The organism is Nitrospira calida, from assembly GCF_976986435.1.
This window is the reverse complement of the sequence record NZ_OZ335950.1, coordinates 1213550-1228846: the sequence shown is the minus strand read 5'-3', so window position 1 is coordinate 1228846 and position 15297 is coordinate 1213550. Positions and strand designations below refer to the sequence as shown.

15 protein-coding genes and 1 pseudogene are annotated in these 15297 nt (G+C 64.3%); 9 read left to right on the top strand and 7 right to left on the bottom strand.

Features of this window, described 5'->3' with window-relative positions; translation table 11 throughout:
* Positions 1-81: 81 nt before the first annotated feature.
* The 3 genes from ACWHTU_RS06045 to ACWHTU_RS06035 form a co-directional block, all read right to left on the bottom strand.
* Positions 82-456 carry a cupredoxin domain-containing protein gene (locus ACWHTU_RS06045; RefSeq protein WP_447862440.1) on the bottom strand — a complete coding sequence of 125 codons (375 nt, stop codon included), beginning with the start codon at positions 454-456 and terminating at the stop codon, positions 82-84.
* Between the two features lie 25 nt (positions 457-481).
* Positions 482-661, bottom strand: a complete 180-nt coding sequence (locus tag ACWHTU_RS06040) for a hypothetical protein (protein WP_447862438.1) — start codon at positions 659-661, stop codon at positions 482-484.
* Between the two features lie 160 nt (positions 662-821).
* Complete coding sequence (locus ACWHTU_RS06035; protein ID WP_447862436.1) at positions 822-2300, bottom strand: CPBP family intramembrane glutamic endopeptidase; 1479 nt, start codon at positions 2298-2300, stop codon at positions 822-824.
* A 239-nt stretch (positions 2301-2539) separates the two neighbouring features.
* Between ACWHTU_RS06035 and ACWHTU_RS06030 the strand changes: the two genes are divergently transcribed.
* The 3 genes from ACWHTU_RS06030 to ACWHTU_RS06020 are packed head-to-tail and all read left to right on the top strand — an operon-like array spanning position 2540 to position 5564.
* Positions 2540-3760, top strand: coding sequence for a pyridoxal-phosphate-dependent aminotransferase family protein (locus ACWHTU_RS06030; RefSeq protein ID WP_447862434.1), 1221 nt, complete (start codon positions 2540-2542; stop codon positions 3758-3760).
* Positions 3757-4353, top strand: a complete 597-nt coding sequence (locus ACWHTU_RS06025) for a Tll0287-like domain-containing protein (RefSeq protein WP_447862433.1) — start codon at positions 3757-3759, stop codon at positions 4351-4353. The genes ACWHTU_RS06030 and ACWHTU_RS06025 overlap by 4 nt, the downstream gene beginning before the upstream one ends.
* Positions 4350-5564 (top strand): amidohydrolase family protein, encoded by a 1215-nt coding sequence (locus ACWHTU_RS06020; RefSeq protein WP_447862431.1) that lies wholly within the window; start codon positions 4350-4352, stop codon positions 5562-5564. The genes ACWHTU_RS06025 and ACWHTU_RS06020 overlap by 4 nt, the downstream gene beginning before the upstream one ends.
* 517 nt (positions 5565-6081) lie before the next feature.
* Here ACWHTU_RS06020 and ACWHTU_RS06015 read toward each other — a convergent pair.
* A pseudogene (locus tag ACWHTU_RS06015) lies at positions 6082-6285 on the bottom strand (DnaJ domain-containing protein); the annotation flags it as partial.
* 204 nt (positions 6286-6489) lie between these two features.
* Between ACWHTU_RS06015 and ACWHTU_RS06010 the strand changes: the two are divergent.
* The 6 genes from ACWHTU_RS06010 (at position 6490) to ACWHTU_RS05985 (ending at position 11681) form a co-directional block, all read left to right on the top strand.
* On the top strand, positions 6490-7773 hold the full coding sequence (locus ACWHTU_RS06010) for an MFS transporter (protein WP_447862429.1): 1284 nt from the start codon (positions 6490-6492) through the stop codon (positions 7771-7773).
* 5 nt (positions 7774-7778) lie between these two features.
* A complete protein-coding gene (gene pxpB / locus ACWHTU_RS06005; protein ID WP_447862427.1) occupies positions 7779-8474 on the top strand; it encodes a 5-oxoprolinase subunit PxpB in 696 nt (231 codons plus the stop codon).
* On the top strand, positions 8471-9244 hold the full coding sequence (locus ACWHTU_RS06000; protein ID WP_447862425.1) for a LamB/YcsF family protein: 774 nt from the start codon (positions 8471-8473) through the stop codon (positions 9242-9244). The genes pxpB and ACWHTU_RS06000 overlap by 4 nt, the downstream gene beginning before the upstream one ends.
* On the top strand, positions 9237-10205 hold the full coding sequence (locus ACWHTU_RS05995) for a 5-oxoprolinase subunit C family protein (protein WP_447862423.1): 969 nt from the start codon (positions 9237-9239) through the stop codon (positions 10203-10205). The genes ACWHTU_RS06000 and ACWHTU_RS05995 overlap by 8 nt, the downstream gene beginning before the upstream one ends.
* Positions 10206-10250: 45 nt before the next feature.
* The gene (locus ACWHTU_RS05990; RefSeq protein WP_447862421.1) at positions 10251-10961 is read left to right on the top strand and encodes a hypothetical protein; all 711 of its coding nucleotides are present in this window, start codon (positions 10251-10253) and stop codon (positions 10959-10961) included.
* Positions 10962-11069: 108 nt separating this feature from the next.
* Positions 11070-11681, top strand: coding sequence for a hypothetical protein (locus ACWHTU_RS05985; RefSeq protein WP_447862420.1), 612 nt, complete (start codon positions 11070-11072; stop codon positions 11679-11681).
* Positions 11682-11740: 59 nt separating this feature from the next.
* Here the strand turns inward: ACWHTU_RS05985 and ACWHTU_RS05980 are convergent, their stop codons facing one another.
* The 3 genes from ACWHTU_RS05980 to ACWHTU_RS05970 all read right to left on the bottom strand — a co-directional run bounded on the left by ACWHTU_RS05980 (position 11741) and on the right by ACWHTU_RS05970 (position 15281).
* Positions 11741-14398, bottom strand: a complete 2658-nt coding sequence (locus tag ACWHTU_RS05980; RefSeq protein ID WP_447862418.1) for a CBS domain-containing protein — start codon at positions 14396-14398, stop codon at positions 11741-11743.
* 124 nt (positions 14399-14522) lie between these two features.
* Complete coding sequence (locus tag ACWHTU_RS05975; protein ID WP_447862417.1) at positions 14523-14849, bottom strand: hypothetical protein; 327 nt, start codon at positions 14847-14849, stop codon at positions 14523-14525.
* A gap of 225 nt (positions 14850-15074) precedes the next feature.
* Positions 15075-15281: a hypothetical protein gene (locus tag ACWHTU_RS05970; protein ID WP_447860278.1), complete on the bottom strand. Its 207-nt coding sequence runs from the start codon at positions 15279-15281 to the stop codon at positions 15075-15077.
* Positions 15282-15297: the final 16 nt, after the last annotated feature.

The following is a 15297-nucleotide window of genomic DNA, read 5'->3' as shown; positions in this document are numbered from 1 at the left end:
GCGCCCAGATGTTACCATGCGAAGCGCACGGCGCTCCACCTGAGCCGTCCAGCCCGGTTTGCACCAACGTTGAATGTCAGATCAGGACGCTGAAGACGGAGGGCCCGATTCGCTGACCGTCAGGACCCCGCGCATGATCGGATGCAGCTTGCAGTAGTATCCATAATGCCCGGGCGGCAACCCGGGGAGCTCATAGCTGCCGTCCGGCGGAACAACGCCGGAATCGAAAAGACAAGGCCCGCCTGCCTCGCAACTCTCGTGGGTGATCGTGTGATAGGTGCCGGTCGTGTTATACCATTTGACCGGCGCGTGCGCAGACACTGTCGCCGCTTTTGGGAGGAAGTACGGCGCCCCTCCGTCGATCGTGATGAAATACGGAGCGGAGGGAGCGGCCACCACCGCCACCGCGATCAGCAGCCACACCCCCGCGCCGACGAAAGCGAAAGGAAACGCCAACAGCCTTCCGGCAAGATTCTTGTTCTTAGGCAGCCTTCTTAACATGACCACCCGCTTCAGCCTCCCCCGCCTTGCCGAAGAACCGCTCCCACGTGCTGCGGACAAAAGCCCCAAACGCCATAATAAGCAAGAGCCACATCAAACCTTCCATCCAATTGGTATTGAAGATCGACATGGCCTTGTCCAAGGTTGAAAGGAAATCCATAGAGCACCTCCTCCCATACTAGGTCATGGCAACTGCAAGATAATCACGGTTCACGAACTGTAAAGAGGTGGCGGGTGATCGGACAAAAACGGCTGCCAGTACAATGACTTCTAGCTGCCGGGCTGAAAACAGGCCCGAGGTCGGAGAAGAGGAGCAGAACCTAGAAGCGCAGCAACGCGATGACGCTCAGACAGACGAAAAGGTTGTTGGCCGCATGGGCGATCATCCCGGGCAGCAGACTGCCGGTCCTTTCATAGGCCCAGGCCCACACCACGCCGCTCCAAAATACGCTCAGAAATCCGACCAGACCGTAGCCGTGCGCGACGGCGAAAATGCCCGCGCTGATAAGGGCCGACCGTTCCCATCCGTACCGCCGCCGCAAGATCGCGAAGAGCAGGCCGCGAAAGGCGAGCTCCTCGAAAACGGGCGCGAAGATCACATATTCTAGCAAGCTGATGCTCATGACCGACGGAGGGGCCCAGACCAAGTCGGCGTCGAACCACTCTGTCCAGTGACTGGAGAGGCTGAGCGATTCGATCACCTTGCCCAACACCCATTCACCTAGCAACCCCGCTGCCATAATGGCCGGAACGACTGTTGCGAACCGAGGCAGGTCCCGTCGGGCAGGTTTCAAGCCGAAACCTTCGGCGAACCCAAGTCCGGCCGGTTTCAGCAAGTGCCGGCGGGCCAGCAGCAGCAACGGAAGATTCGTCAGCGGGATGGCCAACACCCGAAGCGAAGAGTAATCGATCGCGGCGAACAGAAAGGCGACCGTCAGCACCGCGCCGATCGCGCCGCCGCGCAACAAGACCGCCGCACCCACCCCGCCCGGCCACCGCGGCGGCAACGAAGCCGGCCCCACCCGCAGCACATCTGTCCGACACCGACGAAGCCAAGCCGACACCAACACCGTGCCGCCAACCAGCATGACGGCCAACTCCGTGGCCGCCAGCGCACGCGAGCGCCACAACAGCGCCTCCGCCCGCTCCGTCGAGGCCGCCTCCACCGACGCGAGCAGGGCATGATCGCCGGCCTGCCTCGCCAGCCTGATTGCCAACCGATCGTAGAACCATCCGGCGGGAAGCAGTTCCGCCAATTCCGCTTGCAGTCCTTGTTCCTCCTCGATGCTGATCCGCTCGCCCTGATACGCCCCCCGTAACAGCCGAGCGAACAGGGGGAAAGGCGCCTCCGCGTCCATCCAACTACCAGCCTTGTTCATCACCTCGGAGAGCCGGCCTGATTCCGCCTCCAGGACAGCCAAGTTCAGATGGACTGCCGGGTCCTCAGAGTAAGACGAAAGCTCTTCATACCAGGCGATTGCCTGGTCGCGCTCATTGGCGTCGCTACCGACGGCGATTTCGTAAAAAACGCGCTCCCACTCCGGAGCCCGACGCAGGGCTTCCTCGACGTCCATCATCCGACTCACCATCAGATGAAGCGCGCGCTCAGGCGAAGCTACCCGGTCCAAGCGGGGCAGCGAGAGCATGAACCACGCGAACAGGCCGATCGACGCGCACAGCACGATCGCCGAAAGGACCGTCACCACGCGCGAGAAACGAGGGTCGTAGGGAAGAGGGGCCGTGGGCGAGTCGCCTGTGACGGAAGTGAACGTGTCGGTAAGGGAAGAATCAGAACGCACAGTTGTCTCGCATGCGGGGCAGTATACCATGCGCTCTGAGAGCCAGAAAACGCAAGGCGCGTCCGCGGTGGCGAACGCCATCGCCGGCCTCCTCGTTTTACTGTCGGCGCACAGCCCGCTCTTGGCGGATCGATCAGGAGTTGGCTATACTGCATCTTCCTTGCGTAAATCTCGAGGAAGAGAGCGGGGACCGTCTGCTGGAGAGATCGTCCGCTTGGCCTTTCGGGAACGTCCAGGTCATGACTTCTGAACCCATCGGCGAGTTTGTGCCGCCGCCGCGGTTGCTTCTGGGACCTGGCCCGAGTATGGTCCATCCGCGCGTGCTGCGCGCCATGTCGGCGCCGCTGCTGGGCCATTTGGATCCGGCGTTCCTGGCGCTCATGAACGATGTCCAGCGTCTCCTCCGGCACGTGTTCCGCACCGCGAATCCCTTCACGATCGCCGTTTCCGGCACGGGTTCGGCCGGCATGGAGGCCGCGTTCGTCAACCTGGTCGAGCCGGGAGAGACGGTCGTCGTCGGAGTCAACGGCGTCTTCGGCGCGCGCATGGCGACGATGGTGGAACGAGCCGGCGGCAAGGCGCTTCGGATCGAGACGCCGTGGGGACGCATCATCGAGCCCGAGGATGTCCGCGCCGCACTCGCCCGATCGGAACCGGTGAAAGCCGTCGCGCTCGTCCACGCCGAAACGTCCACCGGCGTTTGGCAACCGCTCGAAGAGATCGGGCGGCTCTGCCGCGAGTACGATGCGTTGTTCATCGTCGATGCCGTGACGTCACTGGGCGGCGTTCCCCTTGAGGTCGACGCCTGGAACATCGACCTGTGTTACAGCGGCACGCAGAAGTGTCTGAGTTGTCCGCCCGGCTTAGCCCCGCTGACGGCGAGTGAACGGGCGCTCAACGCGATCCGCCGGCGGCGGACGCCGTGCCGGAGTTGGTACCTGGACTTGGCATTGGTGGCGGAGTACTGGGCCGAAAACACAAGAGCGTATCACCACACGGCGCCAATCTCGATGCTCTACGCCTTGCGGGAAGCGTTACGCCTGGTTGAAGAAGAAGGGCTGTCGGCGCGATTCGAACGGCACCGGGTGAACAGCGCGGCGCTTTTGGCCGGCCTCGCCGAACTCTCGCTGACCCCGCTGGCGGCGGAAGGCCGGCGCCTGCCCACCTTGAACTGCGTCACGCTCCCGCCGCACCTCGACGATGCCGCGGCGCGGGCGGCGCTCCTGCGCGAATACGGCATCGAGATTGGCGGCGGCCTCGGCCCGCTCAAGGGCGCGGTCTGGCGCATCGGCCTGATGGGTGAATCGTCCACGCGCTGTCATGTAGAGACGCTGCTCAACGCGTTGGAGGAGATCGTCGCGCGCTCCGGCCGGCTTTCGCAACCGGGAGTGGCGGTGCAGGCGGCCTCTCGCGTGTACAGCGCATCTTCTCCCTCATCACCAAGGAGGATCGAAGCATGAGTCGGCCCGCTGCATGGATTCTCGCCGGCGCCGCGTTCGCGTTCGTCGCCGTCGTGACCTATTGGACGATCGCCCTGGTCGTCGCGGAAGCCAGAAAACCCGACATGGTCCCGCCGGAGAAGGTCATCGAGTACCTTCACGCCGTTATCGAAGCCAACCGGACGAATTACACGAAGAACGTCGTGGAGAAGCTGCAGGAGCAGGGCGTTGTGGAAGCGGTGGAACATTGGAAGGATGAGAAGGGTCTTCCCTTGCCCGCCCAATTCTTGATGGAGTCTGGTCGCTTGGTGTCCGAAAAAGGGCACAAGCTCAGTTATCGGCTGGCCAGCTTGACCCCTATTTACGTCTGGAACGGCCCCACCAGCGACTTCGAACGCCGGGGCCTGGAAGCCGTGATGAAAGAGCCGGACAAGCCGTTCATGGGATTCGTCAGGATCAGCAACGCCCGCTACTTCCAAGGAGTGTACGCGGACCGGGCGGTCTCCCAAACCTGCGTCACCTGTCACAACACCCACCCCAACAGCCCACGTCGCGACTACAAGCTGAACGACGTCATGGGCGGGATCGTGATCACGATCCCGATCGGTGAGTGAGCGCCGTGGTGCTGGTCCTGCGAAATGTGCGGCTGATCGACGGGCTCGGCCGGTCCCGCGAGCGAGCGACCCTCGTCGTGCGCGGCGACCGCATCGCAGCGGTCGGCGACAACCGAGACATCAGCACCCCCCGCGGGGCGCGGGTGATCGACGGGCGGGGGTGGACCGTCATGCCCGGCTTAATCGACTGTCACGTGCACCTGTGCCTCGGCGGCGAACCGGATGTCGTGGCGACGATCGCCCGGGACGCGTCGGCTTTGACCGTGCTCAAGGCCGCGCAGTTTGCCCGCCGGACGTTGGAGGCCGGCTTCACGACCGTCCGCGATCTCGGGTTTCGCGATCACTCCGTGTTCTCATTGAAACGCGCCATCGAGTCGGGCTTGACGCCGGGACCTCGTATCCTGGCCGCCGGACTCGCCATCTGTATGACCGGCGGCCATGCGCGGTTCATCGGCCGCGAAGCCGATGGACCGATCGCCGTCATGGCGGCGGTGCGCGAGCAATTGGCTGCCGGGGCCGACGTCATCAAGGTCATCGCGTCAGGCGGGGTGCTCACGCCGGGCACGTCGCCCGAGTCAGCGCAGTTCACTCCGGAAGAGCTGAGCGCGGCCGTTGCAGAAGCCGCAAGAGCCGGGCGGCGCGTCGCGGCGCACGCGCACGGGGCGAGCGGGATCAAGAACGCCGTTCGGGCCGGCGTTCATTCGATCGAGCACGCGACGCTGATGGACGAGGAAGCCGCCTCGCTGATGAAAGAACGCGACGTGTTCATGGTGCCCACACTGTCGGCGCTGGCCACGACCGCGGAGCACGGCTCGGCCTGCGGCGTGCCGGAACACGCGGTTACCAAAGCAAAGACGATGCGCGCGCGCCATGAGGCCGCGTTCAAGCGGGCCCATCGCGGCGGGATTCCCATCGCCCTGGGCACCGATGCCGGAACACCGTTCAATGACCACGGCGACAATGCGCAGGAACTGGAACGAATGGTTGCGCTCGGCATGAGTCCAATGGAAGCGCTGCAGGCTGCAACCGCCTGGGCGGCTCGACTTCTGGGAATCGACGACGCGGTCGGAACGATCGAGGCCGGCAAGTTGGCCGACCTGGTCGTCGTCGCTGGCGATCCTTTGAAACGCATCGCCCTACTCCGCGACAAGGAGAAGATCGCGGGGGTTATGCAAGCGGGGCAGTTTGTTTCGGGGCCGCTCTCCAAGTAAACGACAACTGCGAAAATGAGAGATGACGAATGAGGAACGGCACGCGCACAATCCTGGACATTCCTCAACCCACATTGCAGCGTCATCGCCGCTGGTAGAACAATTCCAGCGCGGCGGTGAAGCCGCTCACCCTACCTCGGCGGATCATGTCTTCAAAGCGTCCCTGCAGCTCCCTGACCTGTCCTTCGTCGCCTTTCTGGATCACGCCCTGCGTCGCCATCATCTGCACCGCGACATCCACCAATCGCTTCTTGCGGGTCTCCATTTCCGGACTCAGAAACTCCTCCATGATTTCCGCCGCCCGATCTGCCACGAGATCCTCGCGGAACGTGTCGTACCCCTGTGCCGCCACCGTGCGTTCGCGGATGAGCGCCAGTTCGGTCTTGATCCGTCGGATATCCTTGATGAGGACGGCGAACAGTTCCTTGCGCCCCTCCTCGAACAGTTTGTTTTCCATCTCTTCGCGGAGGACCGACGGATCGACGGCCTCCTCACGCGGCTCCGCACCCCAACGGAGCCGATCGTAGGTCCGGCGGCTCTCCGGATCGCCGATGACTTCATAGGCCTCGTTGATCTCTCGGATCTTCGCTTCGGCGTCGGCCTTTCCGGGATTCCGGTCCGGATGATGCTGGAAGACGAGTCGGCGGTACGCTTTTTTGATGTCCTCGTCGGAGGCCTCGCGCGGGACGCCTAGGACTCTGTAGTAATCGATGCGCGGCATGACAGCGCGGAGACTATAACACCCGCTCGCAGCGGCAATCGAGCCCCTTGGCGCCGATTCTCGCCTTGACTCCCGGCGTCGACTCGGCTTATAGCCGGTAGCCGGCAGTCGAAAGCCATGCGGACAAGAACGTAGGAGCGCGCGGATTTGCGGCTGTCCACTGTTCGCTATTCGCCGCTCGCCGGCATGCGCAAGGAAGATGGAATGACCGCGACAGCGTGGCGAGAAGGAGTGAGCCGCTACCAATGGCTTGTGCTGTTCGTGGCCTGGCTCGGATGGGTGTTCGACTCGATGGACGCCACGATCTACGCCATCGTCCTCCATCCGGCGCTCGAAGAATTGCTCCGATCGCCGGCTGGCACGGTCGATGCGGAACAGATTGGCTGGTACGGCGGCATCATCTTTTCAATTTTCCTGATCGGCTGGGCGATCGGCGGCGTGTTGTTCGGGATCGTCGCCGACTTCGTCGGCCGGACGAAAACGCTCATCGCGACGATCCTCATCTATGCGCTCTTCACCGGCGCGGCGGCGCTGTCGCAGGAGTGGTGGCACCTGGCGCTCTACCGGTTCCTGACCGCACTCGGCATTGGCGGCGAGTGGGCGGCGGGCGCGGCGATCGTCGCGGAATCATGGCCGGAGGACAAACGCGCCAAGGCGGCCGGCATCCTTCAATCCGCCTGGGCGGTGGGCTTCTTCCTGGCTGCCGCGTTCAATCTGTGGCTGGGTGAGTACGGTTGGCGGGCGCTCTTCGTGGTCGGCGTTCTCCCGGCATTCGTCAGCATCGCGATCTTTCTTTGGGTCAAGGAGCCGGACCGGTGGGTACAAGCACGCACGCTGGAGCGACGCTCGGGGACGGTCTCGACGATCAAGTTGCCGGAACTCTTTCATCCCCACCTGCGGAGATCCACGCTGGTCGGATCCGTCCTGGCGTTTGTCGCGGTGTTCGGCCTCTGGGGCGCCACCAATTGGACTCCCACCCTGATCCGAACCTTGCCCGATATGCAGGGGCTGGATCACGCGGCGCTCGCCAAATACGTCAGTTACGCCATCATGGCGCTGAATGTCGGAGCCTTGGGAGGATATCTGAGCTTCGGCCCGCTGGCCGAGCGGTTCGGACGCCGCCCGGTCTTTGCGCTGATGTGCGCCGGCAGCCTGTTGATGTTACCGGTGGCGTTCCTCACGCCACACGCGTACCCCCACGTCTTGGCCCTACTGCCAGTCCTCGGATTCTTCAACAATGGCATCTTCACCGGCTTTCCTATTTATCTTCCCGAACTCTACCCGACCCGCCTGCGGGCGACGGGCGCGGGGTTTTGTTTCAACGCCGGTCGCGTGTTGGCTTCGGTCGCGCCGTTCCTCACCGGTTTTCTGGTGACCGCCATGGGGACCTTCGGCAAAGCCGCGAGCACCGTGGCGCTGATCTATCTGGTGGGTCTGCTGGTGCTGCCATTGGCGCCGGAAACCAGGGGGAAACCATTGCCGGAGTGAGCGCGATGCCGCACGATCCGCGCATTCTGCCGCTGGGAGACGTTGGACTTCTCGTCGAGTTCGGCGACTCCATTGACCCCACTGTCAACGACCGGGTGGTGAGTTTCGCCCGGGCCGTCGAGCGCGCGCGTCTTCCCGGCGTCGTCGAAGTCGTGCCGACTTACCGGTCGACTGCGGTCTATATTGATCCGGTGGAAACGGACCTCGCATCGCTCCGGAAGGCGCTGAGAGTTCTCACTAGCGACCTCCCGACAGAGCCGGCCGGCGGGCGGCGCACCGTCACGATCCCGGTCTTCTACGGCGGCGAGGCGGGACCAGACCTGCCCGCGTTGGCGGAGCGAGCCGGCCTTTCGGTCGAACAAGTGATCGCCCTGCATGCTTCCATCGAGTACCGCGTGTACATGTTGGGGTTCAGTCCCGGCTTTCCTTACCTCGGTCCGGTCCCTGAGGCGATCGCTGCGCCGCGTCTGCCCGAACCTCGTATCCGCGTCCCGGCCGGATCGGTCGGCATCGCAGGCCGGCAGACTGGCATCTATCCGCAGGACAGCCCGGGCGGCTGGCGGGTGATCGGGCGGACGCCGCTGACACTGTACAACCCGGCGCGGACCAATCCCTTCCTGTTGGAACCGGGCGATCGGGTCCGGTTCGTCCCCATCGATCAACGAGAGTTCGAGCGGCTGAAGGAGGAATTGAACCGTTGACAAGAACGATCGATCTGAACTGCGATCTGGGTGAAGCGGCCGAGCCGGCTCGATGGGACGTTGAGGCCCGTGTGTTGGCGCACGTCACCTCGGTGAATATCGCCTGCGGCGTTCACGCCGGCGATCCGGACCTCATGCGGCGAACCGTGCACCTGGCGCTGGCCCATGAGGTCGCGATCGGCGCCCATCCCGGCCTGCGCGATCGGGACGGACAGGGGCGCCGCGAGCGCACCCTCACCGAGGCCGACGTGGAAAATTTGATCGCCTACCAGATCGGCGCGCTGGCGGGCATCTGCGCGTTGGCAGGCGCGCGTCTGGTGCATGTGAAGCCGCATGGCGCGCTCTATACGATGGCGGCCCGCGATCGCCGGTTGGCCGATGCCGTCGCTCGGGCGGTCGCGGCGGCCGACCGGCGCCTAATCCTGGTGGGACTCGCCGGCTCGCAGTTGATCGCCGCCGGCCAAGCGGCCGGCCTCGCCACAGCGGAAGAGGCCTTCATCGATCGCGCCTACTGGGCGGACGGCTCGCTCGTGCCGCGGGATCGACCCGGAGCGCTCATCCACGACGAAGCGACGGTCGTCGCCCGCGCGGTGAGCCTCGCGCGGGACGGCACCGTGCCGAGTCTGGACGGTCCTCCAGTTCGCCTGCGCGCCGACACCCTTTGCCTGCATGGAGATACGCCCGGCGCGGACCGGCTGGCCCGCGCGGTCCGAAACGCGCTCACCGACGCCGGCATCTGCATAGCCCGCCTGACCGATGTCCATGCCTGAACGGGCCGCCTTGCGCGTCATTCGACCCGGTCTCCTGACGACGGTGCAGGACCTGGGTCGCTACGGTTTCAGACGCTACGGTATGCCCGTTGCCGGTGCGATGGATCACCTTGCACTCCGGGTCGCCAACCGGCTCGTCGGCAATCCCGATCACGCCGCCGGCCTGGAAATTACGATCCTGGGCCCCGAGCTGCGTTTCGAAACCGACGCGCTGATCGCCGTCACCGGAGCGGACCTGTCGCCAGTAATGGACGGTGCGGTTTTGCCTCTTTGGACCGCCGTCGCCGTGCGGGCCGGGAATGTCCTGACCTTCGGCCAGCGCCGGACCGGCGCGAGGGCCTATCTCGCCATAGCCGGCGGTCTCGACATCCCGTTGGTGCTCGGTAGCCGCTCCACCCATCTCCGCAGCCGGACCGGCGGAGTGGAAGGACGCGCACTGGCGAAGGGCGACGTGTTGACCTGGGGAGAGCCGTCGGCCGGTTGGCGCGATCTCGCCGGCCGCTCGATTCCCGACTCCATGCGTCCGCCCTACAGCACCGCTCCCACTGTCCGCGTCCTCTTCGGCCCTCAGCAGGACGCGTTCACCACCCGAGCCCTCGAAACGCTGAGCAGCCGGCGTTACACCGTCTCGCCCGAGTCGGACCGCATGGGCTACCGACTGGCTGGCCCAGCGCTTCCCCACTCTGGTCTGCCAGAGATGGTGTCCGACGCGACGGCGCCCGGGGCGATCCAGGTGCTGCCGAATCAGCAGCCCATCCTCCTGATGGTCGACTGCCAGACGACCGGCGGCTATCCGCAGATCGCTGTCGTCATCTCGGCCGACCTGCCCTTGGCCGCGCAGCTCATCCCCGGTGATACGATCGGGTTCTCTCCGGTAGAGGCCGCCGATGCGCAGGCGATCGCCCGTATCCGGCGTGCCGATCTGAATCGGCTACTCCCTCCGGTTGGGGACCGGACCTGAGGCAAGGGACCTTGACTTCCTCGGCTCCTGCGCTATCTGGCCGACATGCAGGAGCGCCCGACAGAACGGCTGCTGACGCCCGACGAACGAGCGGCGGCCGAGGCGGCGTTCAGCGGCCGACCATTCAACCCTCGCTGGTCCGCCTCAGCCCGCGCCGTCTATGAGGGCCTGCTCAAGGTGCTGCCGCGGCCAGCCGAGTTGGACGAAATCGAGCGGATCGAGCGCGCCGCTGCAGAGGGTCGGCGCCATGCGGTGCGTCCGAAGCCGCACGAATCTCCGTCTGCGCCTCTTTCCCAGCCGTCGCCAGGCGCAGCCACGCCGTATCATGAGCCGCCTCCCGCCACTCAGTTGACCAGAGAAGAAGCGTTGAAATCCGGCGCTTTGATCGATGTGACGCCGATTGCGCGGCGGCTCGGGTTCTCCTATCCTGTCGCGCTTACCCGGACGCTGTGGCAGGTGGCCATTACCGCCTCGCAACAGGTTCCCGAACCCCTGATCGAAGGTCGCGTCCGCGATGTCCTGATGGCCCTTCGTCTCCGCTTCGAGACGATCCAGGTGGTCTCGCCGTTGATCGGTTTTCCGGCGTTGCTGGCGATTCCACCGCAGGAGATTCCCCAACTCTATCCGTTGTACGCTCTGATTCAGCCGGACCACGAGAGCCAGGCGGCCATCACGCTGCTTCACCCCGGCGAAGTGTCAGCGTCTTCGTCCCGGCCTAACGAGAAGGACAAGCCAGACCATAAAGAAAAAGAATGAATGATTCACCGCCCGCACCGCCCGCACCGACGCCTATCTTGAAGCCGGCCTCCGCAGGTGTGTAAGGTAATGACAAGAACAACCTCGACACCGGCGAGGAGGATGAACATGGCGGCTCGAATCCCGCGTTTCAACGTGACCCTCCCCCTTCTTCTGGCGCCGTTGCTGATCGGCCCGCTCGGCGGCTGCGCGACGATTCCGTTCGATCCCGCTCCCGTCGTGGCGACTCCCCACCAACTCCCCTATTCGGTCAAACTCAAACTCGGACCCCTGGGCGCATTCATCGTCGAGCCAGGCGCGACAATGATCGCCGATCCCGGGTTGCAGAACCATGTCCTCAGTCCGGTCGATTCGTTGGTTTCGCCTCGGGAGCAGTGGGAAACGGCAATCCTCCAGTACGTGGCTGCCCGACAGACGTTCCGCCGGGTTGTCAAGGAGGGCACGGCGGACCTCGACCTGGAGCTATGGGGTACCATTTACATCGATCCCAGCCAAGCCTTCGACTTCAACTACATCTACGCCGCCCGAGTCGACGCCTTTTTCAAAGATCCGCGGAACGGCCGTCTCCTGAAGAGCTATAGCGGGTTCGGCAAAGCGGTCGGCGAAGTGGCGCGAGGCGGCAAAGACGACGACAAACGGCCGGTAAACCGGGCCATGCACGCTGCGTTGAACGACCTGTTTGGCAAGATGGAACAGGATCGGCGGCTGGCCTCGTTGTAGCCTATCGTCATTCGCGCTTCAAAAGAACACTCTCCACCGCAAACGTTTCGGTTCACGCTTCACGAGCAACCGGCCAGCCGTTTCGCCAGTTCCCGCTCTTCCGCCTCCGTGTTGACTTCGCCGTTCAGGCGGGCGTCCAGCAGCGCATCGAGAATTTTCCGGTAGAGCGGGCCGGGTTTCAGGCCCATCGCCTGGAGATCGCGGCCGGTGAGCGACGGTTTCACGTGTCGGTACGTCGTGAGATAGGCGGAGACCTGACGCTTCACCGATTCCGACTTGTCCTTGGCCATGATGAAAATCAGCGTTTCGTCGGCGAGCCCCGTCAGCAAGCGCATGGTCTCGGCCGGGCGCGGAGGCGGCTGCTTCGCCAACCGTCTCAGCAACCCGCGCAAGGCGAACCGCGCCGCCTTGAGTTTCTCGGCTTCCTGCTCCGTGAACGGGAAACGTTTGAGCAGATCCGAGACCGCGCGACCCGGCAGCACGTCCAGAAGCGCCATCATACACACCAGCCAGGAGTGCATCGGTCGATCCAGGTAGAGCAGGCGGTACCAATCGAGCGCTTCCTCCACGCCGGCGAGCAATTCATCCAGCCGCGGTGACCAGGAAAGCTTGGGGTGAATGAAGCGCAGCAGATCCAATTCGGCCATCCGGCTCACCGCGCGGCGCGGCTCCCGCTCGGAAAACAAGAGCTTGAGTTCGTCGAGCAGCCGATGGCCGGAGAGCCGGTGAAAGAGGTCCATCTTCACCGCGCCCTTGATGAGCGCCAGCGTCTCCTTGCCGATATGAAACCCGAACCGCACCTCGAAGCGGATCGCGCGGAAGACGCGCGTCGGATCCTCGACGAAACTCAAGCCATGCAGGACCCGGATCGTCTTCTCTTTGAGGTCCCGTTGGCCGCCGTAGAAGTCGATTAACTGGCCGAACGAACGGGAATTGAGCCGGATCGCCAGCGTGTTGATCGTGAAGTCCCGCCGATAGAGGTCCTTTTTGATCGAGCTCCGCTCTACCGTGGGCAAGGCCGTCGGGTACTCGTAATATTCCGTGCGGGCCGTTGCGACGTCGACTTTGAATCCGTCCGGCCAGATCACCACGGCGGTGCCGAATCGCTCATGGGCCTTGACCCTTCCGCTATTCTCCCGCGCCAGCGCGCGAGCGAACGCAATGCCGTCGCCTTCGATGACCAGGTCCACGTCCAGGTTTTCGATGCCGAGTAACAGGTCCCGGACGAACCCGCCTACCACGTAGGCCGACACATCCAACCGATCGGCGAGTTCTCCCGCTTGCTTGAGTAACGCCACCAGGCGGGAGGGCAGCTTGGCTTCCAACATCCCGGCGACGTTTCGCCGGAGCGTCGCCCCGGGACCGGCCGTCTCCGCATCCTTGGCTTTGGGTCGGGCGCCGGCGAGGATGTCCTCATGCAGCGCGCGCAGCAGATCGGTTCTGGTGATCACCCCGACCACCTTGCCACCGGAGAGGATCGGCACGAACCGTTGGTTCTGCTCGATCATGCGGGTCTGAATCTCGTGGAACGGCGTGTCCGGCGCGGCGGTATAGGCGTCGGGTTGCATGAACTGTTCGACCGGCGCATCCGCCAATCCGTGGAACAGCGCTTTCTGCACGATCTCGCGGCTGATCAGCCCCCGATAGCGTTCCTTCCCGTCCAGCACGGGCAGCACATTGACGCCGTACTTGGTCAGGCGCGTCTCGGTTTCGGCGATCGTGGCGTCCATGCCGATCGACTGGACCGGCTTGGTCATCACGTCTTTTGCCAACAGGGTGGGGCGATACCGTTCGGTGAGCAACTGGACGATCCGCTCCCTCACCTCGACCAAGGTCTTCCCTTTGACGCTCGCCGCGGCCGCGACCGCGTGCCCGCCGCCGCCGAATTCCCGGGCGATCCAACTCACGTCGATCTCCGGACGGCGGCTGCGTCCGATCACCTGCACCTTGTCCTCCATCGCGAACGCCGCCACCACCGCGTCCAATCCCTCCAACTCCGCCAGCTTGTGCACCAGTCCGGCCAGATCGCCCCGGTACCGGTCGTAGGCGCTGGACGCGACGAGGACCTTGCGGCCTTCCAGATAATACGTTTCGCTCGACCGCAACAGATCGTTGAGCAGCGCGACCTCGTCCGGGTCCAACGGGCGCCGCAGCGTGTCCGACACCACGTTCAGGTCCGCGCCGGCCCGCAAGACAGAGGCCGCCGCGTCCAGATCGCGCGGTGTCGTGGAGATGAACATCAGCGAGCCGGTCTCTTCATACAAGCCCAACGCCAGCACGGTCGCCTCGAACGGGGTGAGCGGAAGATGGCGGGCTTGGAGTTGCTCGATCAGGAGGGTCGTCGTCGCGCCGACCGGCTCTACGACCCGCAGCCCGACCCGGGCCTGGAACGCCTTGCCCATGTCCGATGCCTCGTCGGCTCGGGCTTCGTGATGGTCGTAGCAATGCACTTCGATCTCCGACTTCGCACAGAGATCCTTCAACGGACCGATCCGCTCCGGGTCCTGCGTATCGACCAGGATCAGTCTCGTGACCTGAGCGAGATCGAGATCTTTCAGGCGGGTTACGCCGAGGTCATGCACCGCGAGGAAACTGCGGACCGTTTCCTGCGCGCCGCCGGGCAGAACCAGTGCCGCACCGGGATAGAGCTTACGCGCGGCGACCATGGAGGCCAGGCCGTCGAAGTCGGCGTTAAGATGGGTGGTAATGACATCCACGTGGGGATTCTAACAGTATCGGCAGGAGACAGGAAGCGACGCGGGAAGCATGTGAAGCCTTTCGGCGCCTCTGCGCCAACATCACAGGCGCCGATGGGAGCGGGGATTATTCTGAATTCTGAATTTAGCGATGCCGGGCGCCTTGACGATCGTGCTTCTCGCGAAAGATGTCGCGGGAGGCGCGGTCCTGCGCGGCGTTGATCCTGGCTCGCTCCTTTTTGGTCACGACCCCGTCGGACTTGGCCCGGTCCTCCATCCGTTTGATGCGACTCTGCTGCCGTTCCAGCCTGGCTGCTTCCCGCTCGGTCAGTTGCCCGCTGGCGACGCCTTGATCGATCCGCTGCTCCTGATTGGCCTGCCGCCGGTCGATCCCCGGCGTCTCGTTCTGCGCAAAGGCCACCGACCCGACCAGCACCAACCCCGCCGACACGCCCACGATCAGCCTCTTCATGCCCGCCTCCCATGAATAGGGCCTCTGTCAACAGGGAACACAAGGCCCTGACTAATAATATGATGGACCGTTAACCTCCCATGCGGGCTCGGGTCGCCCAACCTTCCGGTTCAAAGACAGCCGCCCAATCTCCAGAACGAGGTGCGTGCCTCAAGGCACATGCGGGCTCACTGTCCTTGCTTGTCCATCAGGGTGCGCCAACCTGATCCGACGGTCTCTCGCATGCTACGCGGTCGCGGGCTCGAGCCTGCGCGGATCATCGCGCTCGCCGGACTTCAGCACGCCGTAGGCCGTGGTCAGCAGCTTCCGCGCTAAGGCCACGACCGCGATCTTCTTCCCTCGTCGGCGGGCGATGCGGGCGAAGAATCGTTGCAAGGGCTTGGCCCCGTGGCTCTTCATCCGCGCCACCGTATGCGCGCACTGCAGGAGCACGCGTCGCACCTCGCCC

What these genes read in the sequence shown, in the direction of transcription:
- ACWHTU_RS06040 (WP_447862438.1), bottom strand. Translation starts at nt 661, where the DNA reads ATGGATTTCCTTTCAACCTTGGACAAGGCCATGTCGATCTTCAATACC.
- ACWHTU_RS06030 (WP_447862434.1), top strand. Translation starts at nt 2,540, where the DNA reads ATGACTTCTGAACCCATCGGCGAGTTTGTGCCGCCGCCGCGGTTGCTT.
- ACWHTU_RS06025 (WP_447862433.1), top strand. Translation starts at nt 3,757, where the DNA reads ATGAGTCGGCCCGCTGCATGGATTCTCGCCGGCGCCGCGTTCGCGTTC.
- ACWHTU_RS06010 (WP_447862429.1), top strand. Translation starts at nt 6,490, where the DNA reads ATGACCGCGACAGCGTGGCGAGAAGGAGTGAGCCGCTACCAATGGCTT.
- pxpB (WP_447862427.1), top strand. Translation starts at nt 7,779, where the DNA reads ATGCCGCACGATCCGCGCATTCTGCCGCTGGGAGACGTTGGACTTCTC.
- ACWHTU_RS05995 (WP_447862423.1), top strand. Translation starts at nt 9,237, where the DNA reads ATGCCTGAACGGGCCGCCTTGCGCGTCATTCGACCCGGTCTCCTGACG.
- ACWHTU_RS05990 (WP_447862421.1), top strand. Translation starts at nt 10,251, where the DNA reads ATGCAGGAGCGCCCGACAGAACGGCTGCTGACGCCCGACGAACGAGCG.
- ACWHTU_RS05985 (WP_447862420.1), top strand. Translation starts at nt 11,070, where the DNA reads ATGGCGGCTCGAATCCCGCGTTTCAACGTGACCCTCCCCCTTCTTCTG.
- ACWHTU_RS05975 (WP_447862417.1), bottom strand. Translation starts at nt 14,849, where the DNA reads ATGAAGAGGCTGATCGTGGGCGTGTCGGCGGGGTTGGTGCTGGTCGGG.